Below are 17,255 nucleotides of genomic sequence, written 5' to 3' on the forward strand. Positions count from 1 at the left end.
GGCGGAGGGGGAAACGATGTCCACAGTGGATGCTCAGATGCCCGGTGTCTTCTACCGGCGCCCATCGCCCGAAGCGGACCCGTACATCGAGCCCGGAACCGTGGTGCGGTCCGGGCAGACGATCGGGCTCATCGAGGTGATGAAGACCTTCAACGAGGTCAAGGCCGACCGCGAGTGCCGGGTCAGCAAGATCTTGCTCGACGACGGTGACGAGGTGGACATCGGCCAGACGATGTTCGAGGTCGATGACGTATGAGCGGCCTGCGGCGAGTGATGGTGGCCAACCGCGGTGAGATCGCGGTTCGGATCATCCGTGCGTGCCACGTTGCGGGTGTCGAAGCGGTGGCGGTCTACTCCGACGCCGACGAGCACTCGAAATGGGTTCGGATGGCCGATGATGCGGTGCACATCGGCCGTTCCGCCGCGCAGAAGTCGTACCTGGATCCGGACGCGCTGCTCAAGGCGGCGCGTGCCACCGAGGTCGACGCGGTGCACCCGGGTTACGGCTTCCTCTCCGAGAGCGGCGCTTTCGCCAGGGCGATCGACGAGGCGGGGCTGGTGTTCATCGGTCCTCGACCGGCGGTCCTGGAGCAGATGGGTGACAAGGCGGCCGCGCGCAGTGCGGCCGCTTCCGCCGGTGTGCCGGTGGTGCCCGGCACCGATCCGATCGAGGATCCGGCCGACGTGCCCCGGCTGGCTGCGGAGATCGGATTCCCGTTGCTGCTCAAGGCGGCAGCAGGCGGCGGTGGGCGCGGCATCCGGCCGGTCCACGACCTCGAAGGTCTCCTGGACGCACTTCCCGCCGCGCAGGCGGAGGCGCGTTCGGCGTTCGGAGACCCGGCGGTCTACCTGGAGCGCGCCGTGGCCGACGCCAGGCACGTGGAGGTGCAGGTCCTCGCCGACGACCACGGCAACGTGGTGCACCTCTTCGAGCGGGACTGCTCGGTGCAGCGGCGCAGGCAGAAGCTCATCGAGGAAGCACCGGCACCGTCGCTGCACGAGGAGACCCGGCAGGCCATCACCGCCGCGGCGGTGCGGCTGGCCGAGCACGTCGGGTACCGCGGTGCGGGCACGGTCGAGTTCCTGGTCGACGGTGACGGCAACTTCTACTTCATCGAGATGAACGCGCGGGTCCAGGTCGAGCACCCGATCACCGAGGCGATCACCGGCGTGGACATCGTCGCGGAGCAGTTGCGCATCGCCGCGGGCGAACCGCTGTCGATGGACCAGGGCTCGATCGAGCGTCGTGGCGCGGCCGTCGAACTGCGCATCAACGCCGAGGACCCGGAGCGCGATTTCGCCCCGACCCCAGGCGAGATCGCCGTCCTGCGACTGCCGGGAGGGCCCGGAGTCCGGGTCGACACGGGCATCTCGCAGGGCGACCGGATCAGCCCGTTCTACGACTCGCTCATCGCGAAGATCATCTGCTGGGGCGCGGACCGGGACCAGGCCTACGCCCGAGCCCGGCAGGCGCTCACCGAGTTCCACGTGGAAGGCGTGGCCAGCACAGCAGCGCTGCACCGAGAACTCACCAACGACCCGGAACTGGCAGCGGGCCCGGTCCACACCCTGTGGCTGGAGCAGCACCTCAGCACGGGCCGCTGATCCACCGGCTTGCGGGTGCGAACGTCCCTCGGCGGCCGAGGGGCGTTCGCACGCGTCAACGGGGCACGTCGGTGCCCCTGCGGGCCGTGATGACGGTGCGCAGGGGGAGCGCGGCGAGCAGCGCTAACGCGGCGAGCAGCGCTAACGCGACGAGCAGCGCTAACGCGACGAGCAGCCCGCTCACCCAGAACGGGCCGAGCTCCCCGACCCCGGTCCGTCGCGCCTTGCGGTGGAGCACCCTGACCGAGTTGACCTGAATACCGCCGCAATCGGATACCGGAATACGGCCGTAATCGGGTACCGGAATACTGCGGTAATCGGGTACCCGAATACGGCAGTAATCCGGGTTGCGAGTGTCGCTGCGTCCGGGTCTCGGCTGGATCTGGGGTTGGGGAACGGGTCTGGCGGGACTGGGGGACGCTGCGTCAGGGGTCGTTGGAATCGGTTGTGCCTCAGGTGTTATCGCAGTGGTTGCTCCGCCTCGGCTCGGGTCGGTTGCTGGAAGCCTCCGAGGTGTTCTTCGAGCAGCTCGGCTAGGCGCAGCGGGGTGCGGTCCTCGTGCGTCGGACCGATGAGCTGCACTCCCACCGGGAGGCCCTCGGTGGAGCGGCCTGCGGGAATCGCGGTGGCGGGTAGGCCTGGCATCGTCGCCAGACCGGCCCAGACGAGCTGGTCGAAGTACGGGTGCTCGACGCCGTCGATGTCGAGCCGACGGTCCAGCAGATCCGGGTTGTGGTCGTGCGGGAAGGCGGGAGTCGGCGTGATCGGGCACGCCACGGCATCGAACTCGTCGAACAGCTGCCGCCAACCGTGGCGGTGGAGTTCGCGACGGTGGTTCACCTCGATCCAGTCGCGGTGGCTCAGCACCATCCCGCGCAGTCGTGCTGCGTCGAGGCTCTGGTCGTCCGCGCTCAGGGCGGCTGCGCGGGACCGCAGCTGCTCGTAGGTGTCGATCGGAAAGCGCGCCGCGGAGCCGGAGAAGAGCAAGCGCGTGTAGAGCGTCGCGGCTTCGGCGAGATCGGGCAGCAGGGGGCTGTGCCGTTCGACGCGGGCGCCACCGGCGACGAGCGCGTCGGCCACCCGGTTCACGCCCGCTCGCACCGCGGCGCTGGTCGCGATGAAGGGGTGCTCGTCGAGGACCAGGACCCGGAAGTCGCGGAGCCGATCGTGGCGCGAGGGCGGCAGCGTCAGCTGGTGCGCCTTGCCGAGCGTCAGCGGGTCCGGTCCGGCCATGACGTCGAGCAGGAGCGTGAGGTCGCGGGCGGTGCGCGCCATGGGACCGACGACGGCGAGATCGTGGTCGATCGGCAAGGCGGGGCCTGGCGGCGGGACCATGCCGCGGGTCGCCGCCAGCCCGAGCGTCGGCTTGTGGGCGTGGACGCCGCAGAAGTGCGCGGGGGTGCGCAGCGAGCCGGCGAGGTCGGAGCCGATGGACAGCGCACCGAACCCGGACGCCAGAGCCGCCGCCGATCCGCCGGAGGACCCGCCGGACGTGCGGCCGTGATCCCACGGGTTGTTGGTGGTGCCGTAGATCTCGTTGAAGCTCTGCAGATCCTGCAGGCCCAACGGCACGTTGGTCTTGCCGAGCACCACGGCACCGGCGGCCTTCAGCCGCGACACCTGCACCGCGTCCTCGGCCGGTGCGAAGTCCCGGTGCTGCGGCATGCCCCAGGTCGTGGGCATCCCGGCCACGTCGAAGCACTCCTTGACCGTGACCGGGACACCCAGCAGCGGCCGGTCCTCGCCCCGGCGCAGCGCCTGGTCGGCATCACGCGCAGCCGCCCGGGCGCGATCGAAGTCGGGCACGCAGATCGCGTTGATCTCCTCGTCGTGCCGCTCGATCGCGGTGATCGCCGCCTCGGTCAGTTCCGCCGAGGACACCTCGCCAGCGCGCAACGCGGTCGCCAGCTCTCCGGCCGGCCGAAAGTTCTCATCCATGGATCGGACGCTAGCGGCATGCCGGGGAGGCCATAAAATCCCAGCTCCCGCAACGGAAAACCGGTCTCAGCCGTCGAAGAACTCCAAGGCCGCGGTCTTGAAGGCCCGGCTCGACACGGCGTTGAAGTGGTTGCGGCGGCCCAGCGAGACGTGCGGGGCGTTCAGCGTCGCTGCGAAAGAGCGCGCGTCCCCGGCGATGTCGTCCTCGTCTCCCGTTGCGAGCAGGACGGGTGCCGGGGGCCGGCCGGAGAGGCGTTGGCCCGCCATGCCTTCGACGCAGGGGCCGAGGTCCTCGCCGGAGAGGGCCTGCTGGACGCGGAGCATGGATTCGCGCTCGACCGGGCCGCCGCCGATCCCGCCGAGCGCGAGCGCGCGAACCCGCTCGCGAGCCAGCCGGGCCAGCGCCCAGCCGACGACGCCGCCCATCGAATAGGTCACCACGTCCACCACGGGAACCTCCGCCGCGTCGAGCACGGCGAGGACGTCGCGGGCGAGATCGTCGGGGGAGTAGCCCGTCTTGGCGCGGTCGCTGTGGCCGTGTCCGCGCAGGTCGGTGACCACGTGGCCGCGATCGGCCACCGCGCGGAGCCAGCCGGTGCGCTCCCACGTCTGCTCCGAATCGGAGGCGAACCCGTGCAGGAGCAGCACCGGCCGGGGACCGGGTTCGACGTCGTACCAGAGCTTCACGCCGTCACGAGCGGTCGCGGGCATCGGTCAGTCCTCCGGCGGGGTCAGGCGGACGCGTCGTTGCGGCTTGTGGTCGACCGGAACCGTGCCGACGATGCCCGCGTGGTCCTCGACGGTGAACGTCACCAGCGGGGCGCCGACGGCGAGCTCCTCGTCCTCCCCGACGTGCAGCCGCGACACGCGGCCTGTCTGCGGCGAGGGGATCTCGACCGCGGACTTGGTGGTCTCCAGCTCCACCAGCGGGGCGTTGCGCTCCACCCAGTCGCCCTCGGCCACGAGCCATTCCAGGATCCTGGCGCTGATCAGCCCTTCGCCGAGGTCGGGCAGCGGGAAGGTCACTTCAGCCACGGCGGTACTCCAATGCGGTCTGCACGGCGGTCAGGACGCGGTCGATGCTGGGCAGGTACTCGTCCTCCAGCGAACCCGACGGGTAGGGCACGTCGAATCCCGCGACGCGCTGCACGGGGGCGCGCATCTCCCCGAAGCAGCGCTCGGTGATCAGCGCGGACACCTCGCCGCCCAGACCGGCGGTCAGCGGAGCCTCGTGCACGACGACGGCGCGGCGGGTGCGGGCGACGGATTCGGCCAGCCCCTCGGCGTCGATCGGCTTGAGCCAGCGCAGGTCCAGCACCTCCAGCTCGACGCCGTCCTCCGCGGCGAGCTGGGCGACCTGCTCGCAGCGCGACACCATCGCGCCCCAGGCGACGAGCGTGGCGTGCCTGCCCCGGCGAACGACCCGGCTGCGCCCGACCGGCAGCGCCTCGACCGGGGCGGCCGGGTCGAAGTTCTCGCGCTGCCAGTAGCGGGACTTGGGTTCCATGAAGATCACCGGGTCCGGGTCGGCGATCGCCTGGCGGAGCAGGTGGTAACCCTCCGACGGACTCGACGGCGAGACGACCTTGAGGCCGGGGACGTGCGCGAACAGCGATTCCAAGCTCTCACCGTGGTGCTCCGGTGCCCGGATCCCGCCGAAGCTGGGCAGCCGGAGCGTGATCGGCATCCCCAGCGTTCCCCGGCTGCGGTAGTGCATGCGGGCGACCTGGTTGACGATCTGGTCGATCGCCGGGTAGCTGAACCCGTCGAACTGGATCTCCGGGACCGGGCGCCAGCCCGCCATCGCCAGACCCACCGACATGCCCATGATCGCCGACTCCGCCAGCGGGGTGTCGAAGACCCGCTGCTCGCCGAACTTGTCCTGCAGTCCGTCGGTCACCCGGAACACGCCGCCGAGGGTGCCCACGTCCTCGCCGAAGATCAGCACCCGGTCGTCGTCCTCGCATGCGTGGCGCAGCGCGGTGTTGAGCGCCTGCTGCAGTGAGAGCTCAGGCATCCTGCGACTCCTTCCAAGCGCGGTGCTGATCGAGCAGGGCGGCGGTGGGCTCCCGGTAGACGAAGCTGAACAGCTCGTCGGCGGGTGGCGGCTGCATGGCGTGCAAGCCCGCGGTCGTCTTGCGCACGACGTCCGCGGCGTGCTCCTCGACGTCGGCGATCTCCTCGGCGGACAGCGATCGCATCGCCCGGGTGATCGGGTCCTGCTCGGCGCGGAGGCGTTCCTCCTCGGCGCTGCGGTAGCGGCTCGGATCGTCCGATGTGGAGTGCGGGCCGAGCCGGTAGGTCATCGCCTCGATCACCGTGGGCCCGCCGCCCGCGCGGCCGTGTTCGAGCGCGGCCCGGGTCGCCTCGAACACCGCGGTGACGTCGTTGCCGTCCACGCGCACGCCCTCGATGCCGTACCCGGCGGCGCGCGCCGCCACCGAACCGCCCGCGACCTGGGAGCCGGTGGGCAGCGAGATCGCCCAGCCGTTGTTCTGGCAGAAGAACACCACCGGCAGCCGGTAGACGCCGGCGAAGTTCATCGCCTCGTGCACGTCGCCCTGCGAGCTGGCGCCGTCGCCGAAGTAGGTCAGCGCCGCCCCGCCGGTGTCGTCCAGCTTCGCGCCCATCGCCCAGCCCACGGCGTGCAGCACGGGCCCGCCCACGACGGCGTTCGGCGGCGCGAGGCGGGCGACGTTCGGGTCGTAGAGTCCGCCGTGCCAGATGTTGAGGTGCATCGCCATGTAGGCGACCGGATCCACCCCCAGCGCGACCGCCGCGCCCAGCTCGCGGTAGGTGGGGAAGGCGAAGTCGCGGGCGCGGTCCAGCGCTGCCGCGCTCCCGATCTGAGCGGCCTCCTGGCCCCTGACCGGGGCGTAGGCGGGCAGCACGCCCTGCCGCTGCAACGCGACCGCCTCCTCGTCGAGGCGGCGCGTCACCACCATCAGGCGGAAGAGCTCGCGGAGATCTGCGTCGTCCATGAACGAAAGAGTGCGCACCGGGTCCCCGACCGTGCAACAGTGCGATTCTCCACTGCTCAGGTTGTCCGCTCTGCCGAGCAGCAGCGGCATCGCGCTGTACAAGTTGCCCACCTCCGAACCCCCGGTACTCCGATCGTGGAAGCGCTATCGTCGTCCGCGTGGACAGCGATGAGCGGAGCCCGCGGGAGCGGACGACCACCGGTGTAGGCGTGCTGGACCGCGTGGTCGCGATCCTGGACGCGGTGGAGGAAAACCCAGCAGGGGCAAGCGACCTCGCGCGCGAGCTCGGCCTGTCCGTTCCCACCGCCCACCGCCTCGTGTCGGCCATGGTCAAGCACGGCCTGCTCAACCGCGACGACGACGGGCGTCACCACATCGGCCCTCGCTTCGCTTCGTCGGCGCTCACCGCGGCGTCCGCGCCGGTGCTCCGCCGCCTTCGCGAGGAGACCGGTGAGACCGCGCAGCTGTGGGTGCTGCGCGGCGAGGACCGGTTGTGCGTGGCCAGCGAGGAGTCCGCGGCCGAGCTGCGGGCGGCTGTTCCGGTCGGAACGCTGCTGCCGCTGTCGGCGAAGGGGTCGGCGGCCCAGGCCCTCGTCGCACCGCCCGCGCGGACGGGTTCGCCCTGGTTCACCAGCGTTTCCGAGCGGACCCCCGGGCTGGGCTCGGTCAGCGCGCAGGTGCGGTACCGGGGCGACGTGGTCGCCGCGATCTGCCTGGCGGCACCGCTGTCGCGCGTGCTCGACGAGGATCCGGGCGCCCAGTACGGCGATCTCGTCCTCGAGGCCGCTGATCAGCTCGCCGGCGCCCTGCGCTACCGCTGAGGCGATTTCGGGGGTTGTCGGCCTGGGAAGTCGCGCCTTATGGTCCTTCTCGATAAATGACATGGCTTGTCATTATTTGAGAAAGGGCGGCATCGTGACCGACTTTCCACTTCAAGGCATTCGCGTTCTCGAACTGGGCAACTTCATCGCAGCCCCTTTCGCCACGAGGATCTTCGCCGACTTCGGTGCGGAGGTGATCAAGGTCGAACGTCCGGGGGTCGGCGACGAGCTGCGCGGCTGGCGGCGCACGCGCGGCAGCACCTCGATGATGTTCCGCACGATGGCGCGCAACAAGAAGTCCATCACCCTCGACCTCTCCGGCGAGCAGGAGCGCGAACTGGCCCTGGAACTGGCTCGCACCTGCGACGTCGTGGTCGAGAACTTCCGGCCCGGCACGCTGGAGCGCTGGGGGCTCGGCCCCGAAGCCCTGGCGGAGGAGAATCCGGACCTCGTGCTCGTGCGGATCTCCGGCTACGGCCAGACCGGGCCCTACCGCGAGCGGGCCGGATTCGGCGGCGTGGCCGAGGCTTTCGCCGGACTGCGCCACGTCACCGGCCACGCCGATCGGCCGCCGGTCCGCTCGGCCGCACCCATCGCCGATGCTGCCGCAGGGCTCTACGGCACCGTCGGTGCGCTGATGCTGCTGCTGGGCAAGGCGCGCGGGCAGGCGCACGAAGGCCCTCGGGTCGTCGATGTAGCGCTCTACGAATCGGTTTTCATGATGATGGAGTCGCTGATCCCCGATTACGACGCCTACGGGACGGTGCGCGAGCGGACCGCGGGCAATCTCCCCGGCGTCGTGCCCAGCGGCGTCTACCCGACCTCCGACGGACTTTCGGTGATGATCTCCGGCAACTCCAGCGGCGCGTTCGGACGCCTCATGACCGCGATCGGGCGGCAGGACCTCGCCAACGACCCGACGTTGGCCGACGGGGACGGCCGCGTCGAGCGCGAGCACGAGCTCGACGCCGCGATCACCGCCTGGACCTCCGCGCACTCCGCGCCGGAAGCGGTGCGGATCCTCAACGAGGCGGGCGTGCCGACCGGCCCGGTCCACGACGCCCGCGCCATCGCCGAGGACGAGCACTTCCGCGCCCGCGACATGCTCCGGCCGCTGAAGGTGGTGGTGGACGGCGAGCCAGAGGAGATCCGGTTCCCCGGTGTCGTGCCGAAGCTTCCCGGTTCCCCGGGGGCGGTGCGCAGCGCAGGACCCGAACTGGGGGAGCACACCGAGCAGGTGCTCACCGAGCTCCTCGGGGTCGATCGCGCCGACCTGGCCGCCTACCGTGAGCGGAAGGTGATCTGACATGACCGTCACCATCACCGAAGTCGTGCTGCGCGACGGACTTCAGGACGAACCCGTCGTTGTCGGAGTCGCGGACCGGATCGCGATCGCCGAAGCCCTCGCGGATTCCGGGATCCGCCACATCGAAGCGGGTTCCTTCGTCAACCCCGAGCGAGTACCGCAGATGGCCGGAGCCGACGAACTCGCAACCGCGCTCCCGCGAGCCGGCGAGGTCCGCTACTCGTTCCTGGCGCTCAACGGGCGTGGCGTTCGCCGCGCGGTCGAGGCCGGTGCCGAGAACGTCCTCGTCGTGGCCTCGGCGAGCGGTGGCCACAGCCGCGCCAACGCCGGACGGGACGTCGACGCGGCGATCGAGGACGTGGCGCGTGCGGTCGGCGAGAACCCGGCAACGTCCTTCATCGCCGGTGTTTCGACCGCGTTCGTGTGCCCGTTCGACGGCGACGTCCCAGCGGACCGACTGCTCTCGGTCGCCGAGCGGTTCGCAGCGATGGGCGTCCGCCGCATCGGCCTCGCCGACACCCTCGGCACGGCCACCACCGACCACGTCGTGCGATCACTGGGAGCGGTGCGCGACGCGCTCCCGGACGTGGAGCTGTCGCTGCACCTCCACAACGCGCGCGGCCAGGCCCTGAGCACCGTGGACGCCGCGATCGACCTGGGCGTCGTCCACTTCGACAGCGCGACCGACGGCTACGGCGGATGCCCGTTCGCCCCCGGCGCGCACGGCAACATCGCCACGGAAGACCTCGTGGCGCACCTGCACTCGCGCGGAATCCCCACCGGGGTCGACGAAACCGCGCTCGCCACCGCCTCGGAGCTCCTGGAGCGGGCACTGGCACGAGCGGTGCCCGCGGTCTGACCCGGACCCGCGCACCAGCCTCCGCACACCTGATCCCTCGTCAACGGTGACGTGGTCCGCGCAAGCGGGCATGCGTGATCAGAAATGGTCGGACATGGTTCACTCGATTTCCCTCGTCGTCCTCGCACTCGTGTTCCTGCTCGCGACGATCCTGCCCATCAACATGGGAATCCTCGCCTTCGTCGCGACGTTCCTGGTCGGAACCATCTCCGGAGTCACCGTCGACGACATGGTCGGCGGCTTCCCCGGTGACGTGTTCATCCTGGTCGTGGGCATCACGTTGCTGTTCGGAGCGGCCAAGGTCAACGGCACCATCGACCTGGTGGTGGCCGCCTCGCTCCGTCTGGTCCGCGGTCGCCGCTGGGCGATCGTGTGGTTGATGTTCGTCCTCGCCGCGGTGCTCATGGCGCTCGGTTCGGTGCTGGCCGTGGGCATGCTCGCGCCCATCGCCATGCCCATCGCCGCGCGCTACCGCATCAACCCGCTGCTGATGGGCATGATGCTCAGCCACGGCGCCCTGTCCGCGGCGTTCGCCCCGATCACCGTCTACGGCGTCTTCGCCTCGAGCCTGGTCGGCGAGGCGGCGCTTGACGTCAGCCCGTTCGTGCTGTTCGCGGTGCCCTTCGGGCTCAACGTGGCGATCGCGGCCGTGCTGTTCGTCGTGCTCGGACGCGACCTGCTGCGCGGCTCCGAGGTCGTGACCGCGGGCGGGCCGGGCGCTGCCGGAGCGGACACGTTCGCCCACCGGCCGGTGGCCGCGCTTCCCCAGGTCGAGGTCACACCCCTGCGCGTGCTCACCCTGCTCGGCATGTGCGGGCTCCTGGTAGCCGGATCGCTGGGCGTGGACGTGGGTCTGGTCGCGTTCGCCATCGCCACCGCGCTGCTGCTGGTGGCGCCGACGCTGCACGAGAAGTCCACCGACCACGTCGCCTGGTCCGCGGTCCTGCTGGTGTGCGGAATGCTGAGCTACATGGAGGTGCTGGAGCGCAACGGCACCCTCGACGTGCTCGGGGAAGCCGCAGCCGCGCTGGGATCACCACTGCTGGCGGCGTTGCTGCTGTGCCTGGCGGTGGGCGTGGTCTCGGCGTTCGGGTCCTCAATCGGCACGCTCGGCATCGCTCTGCCGCTGGCCCTGCCGCTGCTGGAACTCGGTGGTCTCGGGGCTGCCGGGTTTATCGTCGCGCTGTGCTTCTGCTCCACGGTCGTCGACGTGAGCCCGTTCTCCACCAACGGGATCATCGTCCTCGCCCAGGCCCAGGTCGACGACCGGCGGGCGTTCCAACGCAGGATGCTCGCCTACAGCGGACTCGTCGTGGTGGGCGCGCCGCTTCTGGCTTGGGCCGCCGTGGTCCTGCCGACGTCTCTCTAGATCACCGCGGGTGTTCGCGCTGTTCGCCGAGGTGTCTCCGCGGCTCGCGCGGTCCCTCGATGAGCAGGTGGACCCGGGCGGGTGATTTCCTCGCGGGTGGTCACGCGCGGAGGTGGAGCTCGGCGTTGGTGGGCGAGTCCTCGTCGAGTGCGAGGCGGGTGGTCCCGAATCGCCGGAACCGCGCTTCGCGGAGGTCCGGGACGGTGTGGCGCTTGTGCGCCGGGCGCAGGTGATGGTCGACGTCTCACCCGTTCCGGTGAGGACGACCCCGGACCTGCGCTCGGGGCTGCAAGCCTGATCATGGGTGCATGGTCAAGCTGGACCGACTGATCAACGTCCTCGGTGGTTACGGGGCGCGGCTGGTGTGCTCGCCGCGCAGCCGGTCGACCGAGTTGCGCGCGGTGGCGCTGCACGACCCGGACGAGCAGGTGCCGGGTGGTGATGAGGTGCTGCTCGCCGTCGGCGTCGACGAGGGGCGAGCCGCGGAGGTGCTGGCGGAGACCAGCGCCGTGGTCGTGGTGTTCCGGCTCGACCGGATCGAGGACGACGCGCTCGCCATCGCCAGGCAGCGGAAGGTCGCGGTGCTGCTCGTCGACCCCGCCGTGTCCTGGGGGCAGCTCGCGGGCGTGGTCTACGGGCTCGTGCTCGAAGGGCGCGAGACCGAGGCGGGCCGGGGACCGACGGACCTGTTCGCGCTGGCGGACGCGCTGGCCGAATCGGTCGGCGGTCCGGTCACGATCGAGGACCATCGCTCGGGTGTGCTGGCCTACTCGCAGCGCCAGGAGACGGCCGACCAGGCCAGGTTGGAAACGATCCTGGGCAGGCGGGTGCCGGAGGAGGTCCGCCGCGAGCTCAGCGAGCGCGGGGTGTTCCAGCACCTCGCCGAGTCCGACGAACCGGTGTTCGTCGAGCCCTCCGGTTCCCGGCGGGGACGGGCCGTGGTCGCCGTCCGCGCGGGCAAAGCGCTGCTCGGCTCGATCTGGGTCGGGACCTCGTCGCCCCTGGACGCCGAGCGCCAGGCCGCGCTGGTGCAGGCGTCCCGCACCGCTGCCGCGCACCTGCTGCGCACCCGCGCCAGCGCGGACCTGGAGCGGCAGGTCGAATCGGACCTGGTGATCGGGCTGGTCGAGGGCCACTCCGACGTCGCCACCGTGCTGAGCCGGCTGGGTTTCCGCGGCGACCGGTTCCGCGTCGTCGCCGTCCAGGCGCACAACCAGGGCGAGCACGACTCGGCGGCGCTGCTCGTCTTCGAACTCGCGACCGTGGGTTTCGGCTGGTCGCGACCCGGGCGCAGCGCCCTGTTCGCCAACACCGTCTACACGATCCTGCCCCACGAGGACGGGGAAGCCGCGTGCGAATGGGTGCGGGCGCTCGCGCGCGAGATGCCGGAGGGCGTGGAGGTCTTCGCCGGGATCGGCGGCCCCGCGAGCCCGGACGAGCTCGTCGACAGCAGGCGGGAGGCGGACGAGAGCCTCGCCGTGCACGCCGCGAAGCCCACGGGGTCACCTGTCGTGGTCTACGACGATTCCTGGCACGAGATCCTGCTGCGCCGCCTGCAGCACGTCGCCGCGGGCGGACGCACGCCCGAGCGCGGACCGGTGGCCGAGCTGCGCCGCCACGACCAGGAGCAGGGGACCCGGCTGATCACGACGCTGCGGACCTGGCTGGAGGTGCAGGGCGACCTCGGCGCCGCGGCCGCTCGCCTGGAGATCCACCCGAACACGGTGCGCAACCGGATGCGCAAGGTGACGCAGGTGGGAGCCCTCGACCTGGAGGACCCGGACACCCGGCTCGCGTTGGTCATCGCTCTCGCCGCCGAGCAGTAGTGGAACCCGCACAACGGGTTGCTGATTGGTTGTGCGGAATCCACAGTGCCCTCCTCGTCGTGGTCGAGCATGCTTCGTGGCGACGAGAAGGAGTGTGGTCATGGGGTCTGCAGTGGGCGGCGCGCCGAGCACGGCCGTCGTCGTGGGCGCCGGTGTGGTCGGGCTGTCGACCGCGTGGTTCCTGCAGGAGCACGGCGTCGAGGTGACGGTCGTGGATCGCAGCGGAGTCGCCGCTGGAGCGTCGTGGGGCAACGCGGGCTACGTCGCCCCCGCGTTCAGCGTTCCGCTGCCCGAACCCGCCGTGCTGCGCTACGGCCTGCGCTCGCTGTTCGACCCCAACGCCCCGCTGTACGTGCCCCGGGCCGTGGACCCGGGCCTGTGGGCGTTCCTGGCGGACTTCGCGCGCCACTGCACCCACCGGACCTGGCAGCGGTCCATGCGCTCGCTGGCGGGCCTCAACGAGGACTGCCTCGACGCCTTCGACGAGCTCGCCAAGGGCGGGGTCGGCGCGCCCGCCAAGACCGCCCCGGTCATGGCCGCGTTCGAAAAGCCCGAGCAGGCGCGAGAACTGCGCGAGGAGTTCGAGCGGGCTCGCCTCAGCGGCCAGGAGACCTGGTTCGCCGACGCGGCCGCGTCCGAGGTTCCGCAGCTGTCGTCGCGGGTGAGCACGGTGCTGCGGATCGAGGACCAGCGCTACATCGACCCGGGCGAGTTCACCCGGGCGCTCGCCGAGGCCGTCGAGGGCCGGGGAGGGCGGATCCACACCGGCTTCACCGTGCGCGACGTCGTCCGCGACGGCGGCAGGCTGCTCGTGAAGTCCACGCAGAACGACTACGTCTCAGCGGATTCGGTCGTGCTGGCCACGGGTTCGTGGCTGCCGGAGCTCGCCGTGAAGACCGGCGTCAAGCGGCAAGTGCGCGCCGGGCGCGGGTATTCGTTCACCCTGCCCGTCGAAGAACCCGTGCCCGGCCCGATCTACCTGCCCGCGGTGCGGGTCGCCTGCACGCCGTACCAGGGCGGTCTGCGCGTGGCGGGCACCATGGAGTTCCGCTCGCCCGACGCGGCGCTCGACGGTCGCCGCATCGAGGCGATCGTGCAGTCCGCCCGGCCGTTCTTGAGCGGCGTGGACTGGGACGGCCGCCACGACGAGTGGGTCGGCCCCCGGCCGGTCACCGCCGACGGCCTGCCGCTGATCGGCGCGTCGAAGATGCCCGGCGTCCACATCGCCGGAGGGCACGGCATGTGGGGGCTCACGCTCGGACCGATCACCGGGCGCCTGCTGTCCGATCAGATCGTGACCGGCGAACGTCCGGCCGCGCTGCGGCCTTTCGACCCGTTGCGATGACGACCGGCGAGTTGTCCGCGACCGAACGTCGCGAGCTCGAATGGCTGCGCAAGGAGAACAGGCTCCTGCGCACGGAGAAGGAGATGCTGCTCCGGATCGCCACCGAGTACGCACTGGAACACCGCAACCCCGGACCGCCGCGCGGGAACGACGGCTGACCGGACGCTCATGGAGGTCACCTTGCCGGAGTGGACTCAATTCGGCCTCGCCCTGCTCGCCTTCTTCCTGCTGGCCCTGAACCACTGGTTGACCCGGCGCGCCCACGGCCTGCGCGAGCGCAGGTCGGAGAGTGAAGCTGCCCCGCCGATGCGCTGATCCCGCATCCGCCGACGGCGGCCGTCGAGCATCCCACGGGGTGCTCCGGCCGCCGCCGGTGTCTTTTCGCCGCCTGGGCCGCGGGGCCGGGTGCGTCGGCTCTGCTTCGAATCGCCGAGGCGTGACGTGCTAGCTTGGGAATAAGTCACCTGACTTAAACCCAAGGTCGTCGCGCCCCGTGGACGCAGGCGCGCAGCGAGAAAGGCCGCGATGTCGACGCTCCCTCCCTCGATCCCCGAGTTCTCCGACGCCGAGGTCGACGCGCTGCGTCAGCGGTACCGCGCGGAGCGTGAACGCCGGGTGCGACCCGACGGCAGCGCGCAGTACGCGCGGGCCGAGGGCGGCTTCGGCTACTACGCCGAGGACCCGCACGCCGAGGAGCTCGACAGGGAGCCGCTGCACGACCGGGTCGACGCGATCGTGCTCGGCGGCGGGTTCGGCGGCCTCTGCGCGGGTGCGCGACTGCGCCAGGCCGGGCTGGAGCGCATCCGGATCATCGAGAAGGGCGGCGACTTCGGCGGGACCTGGTACTGGAACCGCTACCCGGGCATCCACTGCGACATCGAGTCCTACGTCTACCTCCCGCTGCTGGAGGAGGTGGGGTTCGTGCCGAAGTGGAAGTACTCGCCGGGGGAGGAGATCCGGCAGCACGCGATGGCCATCGGCCGCACCTTCGACCTCTACCGCGACGCGTGCTTCCAGACCGGTGTCATCGAGCTCCGCTGGGACGACGGCGAGTGGCTCGTGCGCACCGACCGGGGCGACGAGATGCGGGCCACCTACGTGGTCGTCTCCAACGGCACGCTCGACCACCCGAAGCTGCCGGGCATCCCGGGCATCGAGTCCTTCCGCGGGCACACCTTCCACACCAGCCGCTGGGACTACGGCTACACCGGAGGTGGTCCGGACGGCGGGCTGGACGGGCTGGCCGACAAGCGGGTCGCGATCATCGGCACCGGGGCGACCGCGATCCAGGTCGTGCCGCACGTCGCCCGGGACGCGGCGCAGCTCCACGTCTTCCAGTGAACCCCGTCCTCCGTGGACGTGCGCGACAACCGCCCGACCGATCCGGAGTGGGCGGCCTCGCTGGAACCCGGTTGGCACGCGCGGCGGCGGGAGAACTTCCAGGCCGTCGTGACCGGGCAGCCGGCGGAGGTGGACCTCGTCGACGACGCCTGGACGGCGAGCGCGAACGTGCTCGGCAAGATCATCTCCACCGATGCGCGCGCGGACTGGGACGCCGACGAGTGGGAGCGGGTCGAGGAATTGCTCGACTTCGAGAAGATGAACCGGCTGCGCGCGAGGGTGGAGGAGGTCGTGGACGACCCGGCCACGGCCGAGCTGCTCAAGCCCTGGTACCGGTACGGCTGCAAGCGGCCCACCTTCAGCGACGAGTACCTCGCGGCGTTCAACCGCCCCAACGTCGCGCTGGTCGACACCGCCGACCACGGCGGGGTGGAGCGGTTCACCGAGAACTCCGTGGTCGTCGGCGGTCAGGAGTACGAAGTGGACTGCGTGATCTTCGCGACCGGCTTCGAGGTCGGCAAGTCCGACGTCATGACCGGCCGCCTCGCGGTCCACGGCAGGGACGGCACGCGGCTGCTGGACGCCTGGCGCGAGACCGGCGTCCGGACGCTGCACGGCTTCTGCAGCAACGGCTTTCCGAACCTGTTCCACCTGGGAGCGCTGCAGAACGCCCCCTCAGTGAACTTCGTCCACGTGCTCGACGAGCAGGCGATCCACGTCGCGGAGGTCATCGCCGCGGCCCGCGAGCGCGGGGTGAAGTGCGTCGAACCCGCGGTGGAGGCCGAGATCGACTGGGTCGCCACGATCGAGGCCACCTCGCCCGAGCGGGCCTGGTTCGACGCCGAGTGCACGCCGGGGTACTACAACAACGAGGGCTCGGCCCGCCCGCGCCGCACCTTCGGCCCCGGCCCGGCGGTGTTCCAGCGGTTGCTCCGGGACTGGCGCAGCGGCGACGGCATCGACGAAGTCCTCGGCGACGCGAACTGACGCGCTCGCGCGGAAAGACGCCACCCCGGACGGGGAACCGGGGTGGCGTCCAGGTGAGGTGCTAGCAGTTCGGCTCGGCCGGCTTGCCCTCGAGGCCAGGAACCGCCCGGCATCGGCGTTGCCCGCGAAGATCCCCGAGAGGTGGTCGGAGACGTAGGTCTTCCAGGTCACCGGGATGTCGTGGCCGGTGACTTCCGGGTCAGTCCACGACCTCATGGGTGAACATCTGGTACAACGGATCGACCGTGCTGGATACCGGCGTTCGGTGGCCGGACCACTCGCCCAGGAGGAGCCCGCATGTCCCCCTTCGAGCCGCTGGACATGGCCGTGCTCCGGCTGATCGCCGACGAGCCCCGGGCCGGTGTGCGCGAGTACGCCCGCCGGCTCGGCGTGGCCAGGGCGACGGTGCAGTCCAGAGTGGACAAGTTGCAGCGGCTCGGCGTCCTGATCAGCTGGCAACCGCAGTTCGACCCCGCCGCGATGGGCTACCAGGGACTGGCCTACGTCCGGCTCAACCTCGCCCAGGGCAAGCTGGACCACGCGCTCGACGGCCTCAGCCGGATCCCCGAGGTCGTCGAGGCGAACGCGGTCGCCGGTGACGCCGACCTGCTGTGCCGGGTGGTCGCCAAGGACAACGCGGGGCTGGAGGAGGTCCTGCAGCAGATCATCGCCGTGGACGGCGTCGAGCGGATCTCCACCGAAGTGGTCTTGAGCCGTCGCATCAAACCGAGGATCTCGCCGCTCATCCGCAAGTTGCACGACGAGCTCGGTCGCTGAGCAGCAGCACCGCGACGACTGGCGCGAACGAGCGCCCCGTTGTCCCATGCGCACGTGCCGAAGGCCATCTCTGGACCAGTGGTCCACTCCGATCACGTTT

The 17,255-nt window shown here is 70.9% G+C and carries 19 protein-coding genes; 13 read left to right on the forward strand and 6 right to left on the reverse strand.

Annotation, left to right across the window (positions count from 1 at the left end; translation table 11 throughout):
* Positions 1-16 precede the first annotated feature (16 nt).
* Together KBO27_RS13180 and KBO27_RS13185 are read left to right on the forward strand one after the other, a co-directional pair.
* On the forward strand, positions 17-256 hold the full coding sequence (locus tag KBO27_RS13180; protein WP_210970244.1) for an acetyl-CoA carboxylase: 240 nt from the start codon (positions 17-19) through the stop codon (positions 254-256).
* Positions 253-1,605: an acetyl-CoA carboxylase biotin carboxylase subunit gene (locus tag KBO27_RS13185; protein ID WP_210970245.1), complete on the forward strand. Its 1,353-nt coding sequence runs from the start codon at positions 253-255 to the stop codon at positions 1,603-1,605. Before KBO27_RS13180 ends, KBO27_RS13185 begins: the two co-directional genes overlap by 4 nt.
* 55 nt (positions 1,606-1,660) lie before the next feature.
* On the opposite strand, the gene KBO27_RS13190 is transcribed toward KBO27_RS13185, so the two are convergent.
* The 6 genes from KBO27_RS13190 to KBO27_RS13215 all read right to left on the reverse strand — a co-directional run bounded on the left by KBO27_RS13190 (position 1,661) and on the right by KBO27_RS13215 (position 6,524).
* Entirely contained in the window at positions 1,661-1,843 is a 183-nt protein-coding gene (locus KBO27_RS13190) for a hypothetical protein (protein WP_210970246.1), read from the reverse strand.
* 221 nt (positions 1,844-2,064) lie between these two features.
* A complete protein-coding gene (locus KBO27_RS13195; protein ID WP_210970247.1) occupies positions 2,065-3,543 on the reverse strand; it encodes an amidase in 1,479 nt (492 codons plus the stop codon).
* A gap of 66 nt (positions 3,544-3,609) precedes the next feature.
* Entirely contained in the window at positions 3,610-4,254 is a 645-nt protein-coding gene (locus KBO27_RS13200) for an alpha/beta fold hydrolase (RefSeq protein WP_210970248.1), read from the reverse strand.
* 3 nt (positions 4,255-4,257) lie between these two features.
* Positions 4,258-4,578 (reverse strand): biotin/lipoyl-containing protein, encoded by a 321-nt coding sequence (locus KBO27_RS13205; RefSeq protein ID WP_132673111.1) that lies wholly within the window; start codon positions 4,576-4,578, stop codon positions 4,258-4,260.
* Complete coding sequence (locus KBO27_RS13210; RefSeq protein WP_210970249.1) at positions 4,571-5,560, reverse strand: alpha-ketoacid dehydrogenase subunit beta; 990 nt, start codon at positions 5,558-5,560, stop codon at positions 4,571-4,573. Before KBO27_RS13210 ends, KBO27_RS13205 begins: the two co-directional genes overlap by 8 nt.
* Positions 5,553-6,524: a thiamine pyrophosphate-dependent enzyme gene (locus tag KBO27_RS13215; RefSeq protein ID WP_246536934.1), complete on the reverse strand. Its 972-nt coding sequence runs from the start codon at positions 6,522-6,524 to the stop codon at positions 5,553-5,555. Before KBO27_RS13215 ends, KBO27_RS13210 begins: the two co-directional genes overlap by 8 nt.
* A 158-nt stretch (positions 6,525-6,682) precedes the next feature.
* Here KBO27_RS13215 and KBO27_RS13220 point away from each other — a divergent pair, with 158 nt between their 5' ends.
* From KBO27_RS13220 to KBO27_RS13260, 11 genes are all read left to right on the forward strand, one after another.
* Positions 6,683-7,345 (forward strand): IclR family transcriptional regulator, encoded by a 663-nt coding sequence (locus tag KBO27_RS13220; RefSeq protein ID WP_210970250.1) that lies wholly within the window; start codon positions 6,683-6,685, stop codon positions 7,343-7,345.
* A gap of 94 nt (positions 7,346-7,439) precedes the next feature.
* Entirely contained in the window at positions 7,440-8,651 is a 1,212-nt protein-coding gene (locus KBO27_RS13225) for a CaiB/BaiF CoA transferase family protein (protein ID WP_307870389.1), read from the forward strand.
* Position 8,652: 1 nt separating this feature from the next.
* Positions 8,653-9,510 (forward strand): hydroxymethylglutaryl-CoA lyase, encoded by an 858-nt coding sequence (locus tag KBO27_RS13230; protein ID WP_210970252.1) that lies wholly within the window; start codon positions 8,653-8,655, stop codon positions 9,508-9,510.
* Between the two features lie 94 nt (positions 9,511-9,604).
* Complete coding sequence (locus KBO27_RS13235; RefSeq protein ID WP_210970253.1) at positions 9,605-10,879, forward strand: SLC13 family permease; 1,275 nt, start codon at positions 9,605-9,607, stop codon at positions 10,877-10,879.
* Between the two features lie 308 nt (positions 10,880-11,187).
* Positions 11,188-12,705: a PucR family transcriptional regulator gene (locus KBO27_RS13240; RefSeq protein ID WP_210970254.1), complete on the forward strand. Its 1,518-nt coding sequence runs from the start codon at positions 11,188-11,190 to the stop codon at positions 12,703-12,705.
* Between the two features lie 100 nt (positions 12,706-12,805).
* A complete protein-coding gene (locus tag KBO27_RS13245; RefSeq protein WP_210970255.1) occupies positions 12,806-14,050 on the forward strand; it encodes an NAD(P)/FAD-dependent oxidoreductase in 1,245 nt (414 codons plus the stop codon).
* Complete coding sequence (locus tag KBO27_RS13250; protein ID WP_210970256.1) at positions 14,047-14,208, forward strand: hypothetical protein; 162 nt, start codon at positions 14,047-14,049, stop codon at positions 14,206-14,208. The genes KBO27_RS13245 and KBO27_RS13250 overlap by 4 nt, the downstream gene beginning before the upstream one ends.
* A gap of 22 nt (positions 14,209-14,230) precedes the next feature.
* Positions 14,231-14,365 carry a hypothetical protein gene (locus tag KBO27_RS34235; protein ID WP_281420738.1) on the forward strand — a complete coding sequence of 45 codons (135 nt, stop codon included), beginning with the start codon at positions 14,231-14,233 and terminating at the stop codon, positions 14,363-14,365.
* A 210-nt stretch (positions 14,366-14,575) separates the two neighbouring features.
* Complete coding sequence (locus KBO27_RS33645; RefSeq protein WP_246536935.1) at positions 14,576-15,391, forward strand: flavin-containing monooxygenase; 816 nt, start codon at positions 14,576-14,578, stop codon at positions 15,389-15,391.
* Between the two features lie 18 nt (positions 15,392-15,409).
* Positions 15,410-16,378 (forward strand): NAD(P)/FAD-dependent oxidoreductase, encoded by a 969-nt coding sequence (locus KBO27_RS33650; protein WP_246536937.1) that lies wholly within the window; start codon positions 15,410-15,412, stop codon positions 16,376-16,378.
* A gap of 297 nt (positions 16,379-16,675) precedes the next feature.
* Positions 16,676-17,155, forward strand: coding sequence for an Lrp/AsnC family transcriptional regulator (locus KBO27_RS13260; RefSeq protein ID WP_132686096.1), 480 nt, complete (start codon positions 16,676-16,678; stop codon positions 17,153-17,155).
* The last annotated feature ends 100 nt before the right edge of the window (positions 17,156-17,255 follow it).

It is taken from the genome of Saccharopolyspora endophytica (genome assembly GCF_018070075.1).
Lineage (GTDB): Bacteria > Actinomycetota > Actinomycetes > Mycobacteriales > Pseudonocardiaceae > Saccharopolyspora > Saccharopolyspora endophytica.

Coding starts and splice junctions, on each gene's coding strand:
- KBO27_RS13180 (WP_210970244.1), top strand. CDS start 17: ATGTCCACAGTGGATGCTCAGATGCCCGGTGTCTTCTACCGGCGCCCA.
- KBO27_RS13185 (WP_210970245.1), top strand. CDS start 253: ATGAGCGGCCTGCGGCGAGTGATGGTGGCCAACCGCGGTGAGATCGCG.
- KBO27_RS13195 (WP_210970247.1), bottom strand. CDS start 3,543: ATGGATGAGAACTTTCGGCCGGCCGGAGAGCTGGCGACCGCGTTGCGC.
- KBO27_RS13200 (WP_210970248.1), bottom strand. CDS start 4,254: ATGCCCGCGACCGCTCGTGACGGCGTGAAGCTCTGGTACGACGTCGAA.
- KBO27_RS13210 (WP_210970249.1), bottom strand. CDS start 5,560: ATGCCTGAGCTCTCACTGCAGCAGGCGCTCAACACCGCGCTGCGCCAC.
- KBO27_RS13215 (WP_246536934.1), bottom strand. CDS start 6,524: ATGGACGACGCAGATCTCCGCGAGCTCTTCCGCCTGATGGTGGTGACG.
- KBO27_RS13230 (WP_210970252.1), top strand. CDS start 8,653: ATGACCGTCACCATCACCGAAGTCGTGCTGCGCGACGGACTTCAGGAC.
- KBO27_RS13235 (WP_210970253.1), top strand. CDS start 9,605: ATGGTTCACTCGATTTCCCTCGTCGTCCTCGCACTCGTGTTCCTGCTC.
- KBO27_RS13240 (WP_210970254.1), top strand. CDS start 11,188: ATGGTCAAGCTGGACCGACTGATCAACGTCCTCGGTGGTTACGGGGCG.
- KBO27_RS13245 (WP_210970255.1), top strand. CDS start 12,806: ATGGGGTCTGCAGTGGGCGGCGCGCCGAGCACGGCCGTCGTCGTGGGC.
- KBO27_RS13250 (WP_210970256.1), top strand. CDS start 14,047: ATGACGACCGGCGAGTTGTCCGCGACCGAACGTCGCGAGCTCGAATGG.
- KBO27_RS33645 (WP_246536935.1), top strand. CDS start 14,576: ATGTCGACGCTCCCTCCCTCGATCCCCGAGTTCTCCGACGCCGAGGTC.
- KBO27_RS13260 (WP_132686096.1), top strand. CDS start 16,676: ATGTCCCCCTTCGAGCCGCTGGACATGGCCGTGCTCCGGCTGATCGCC.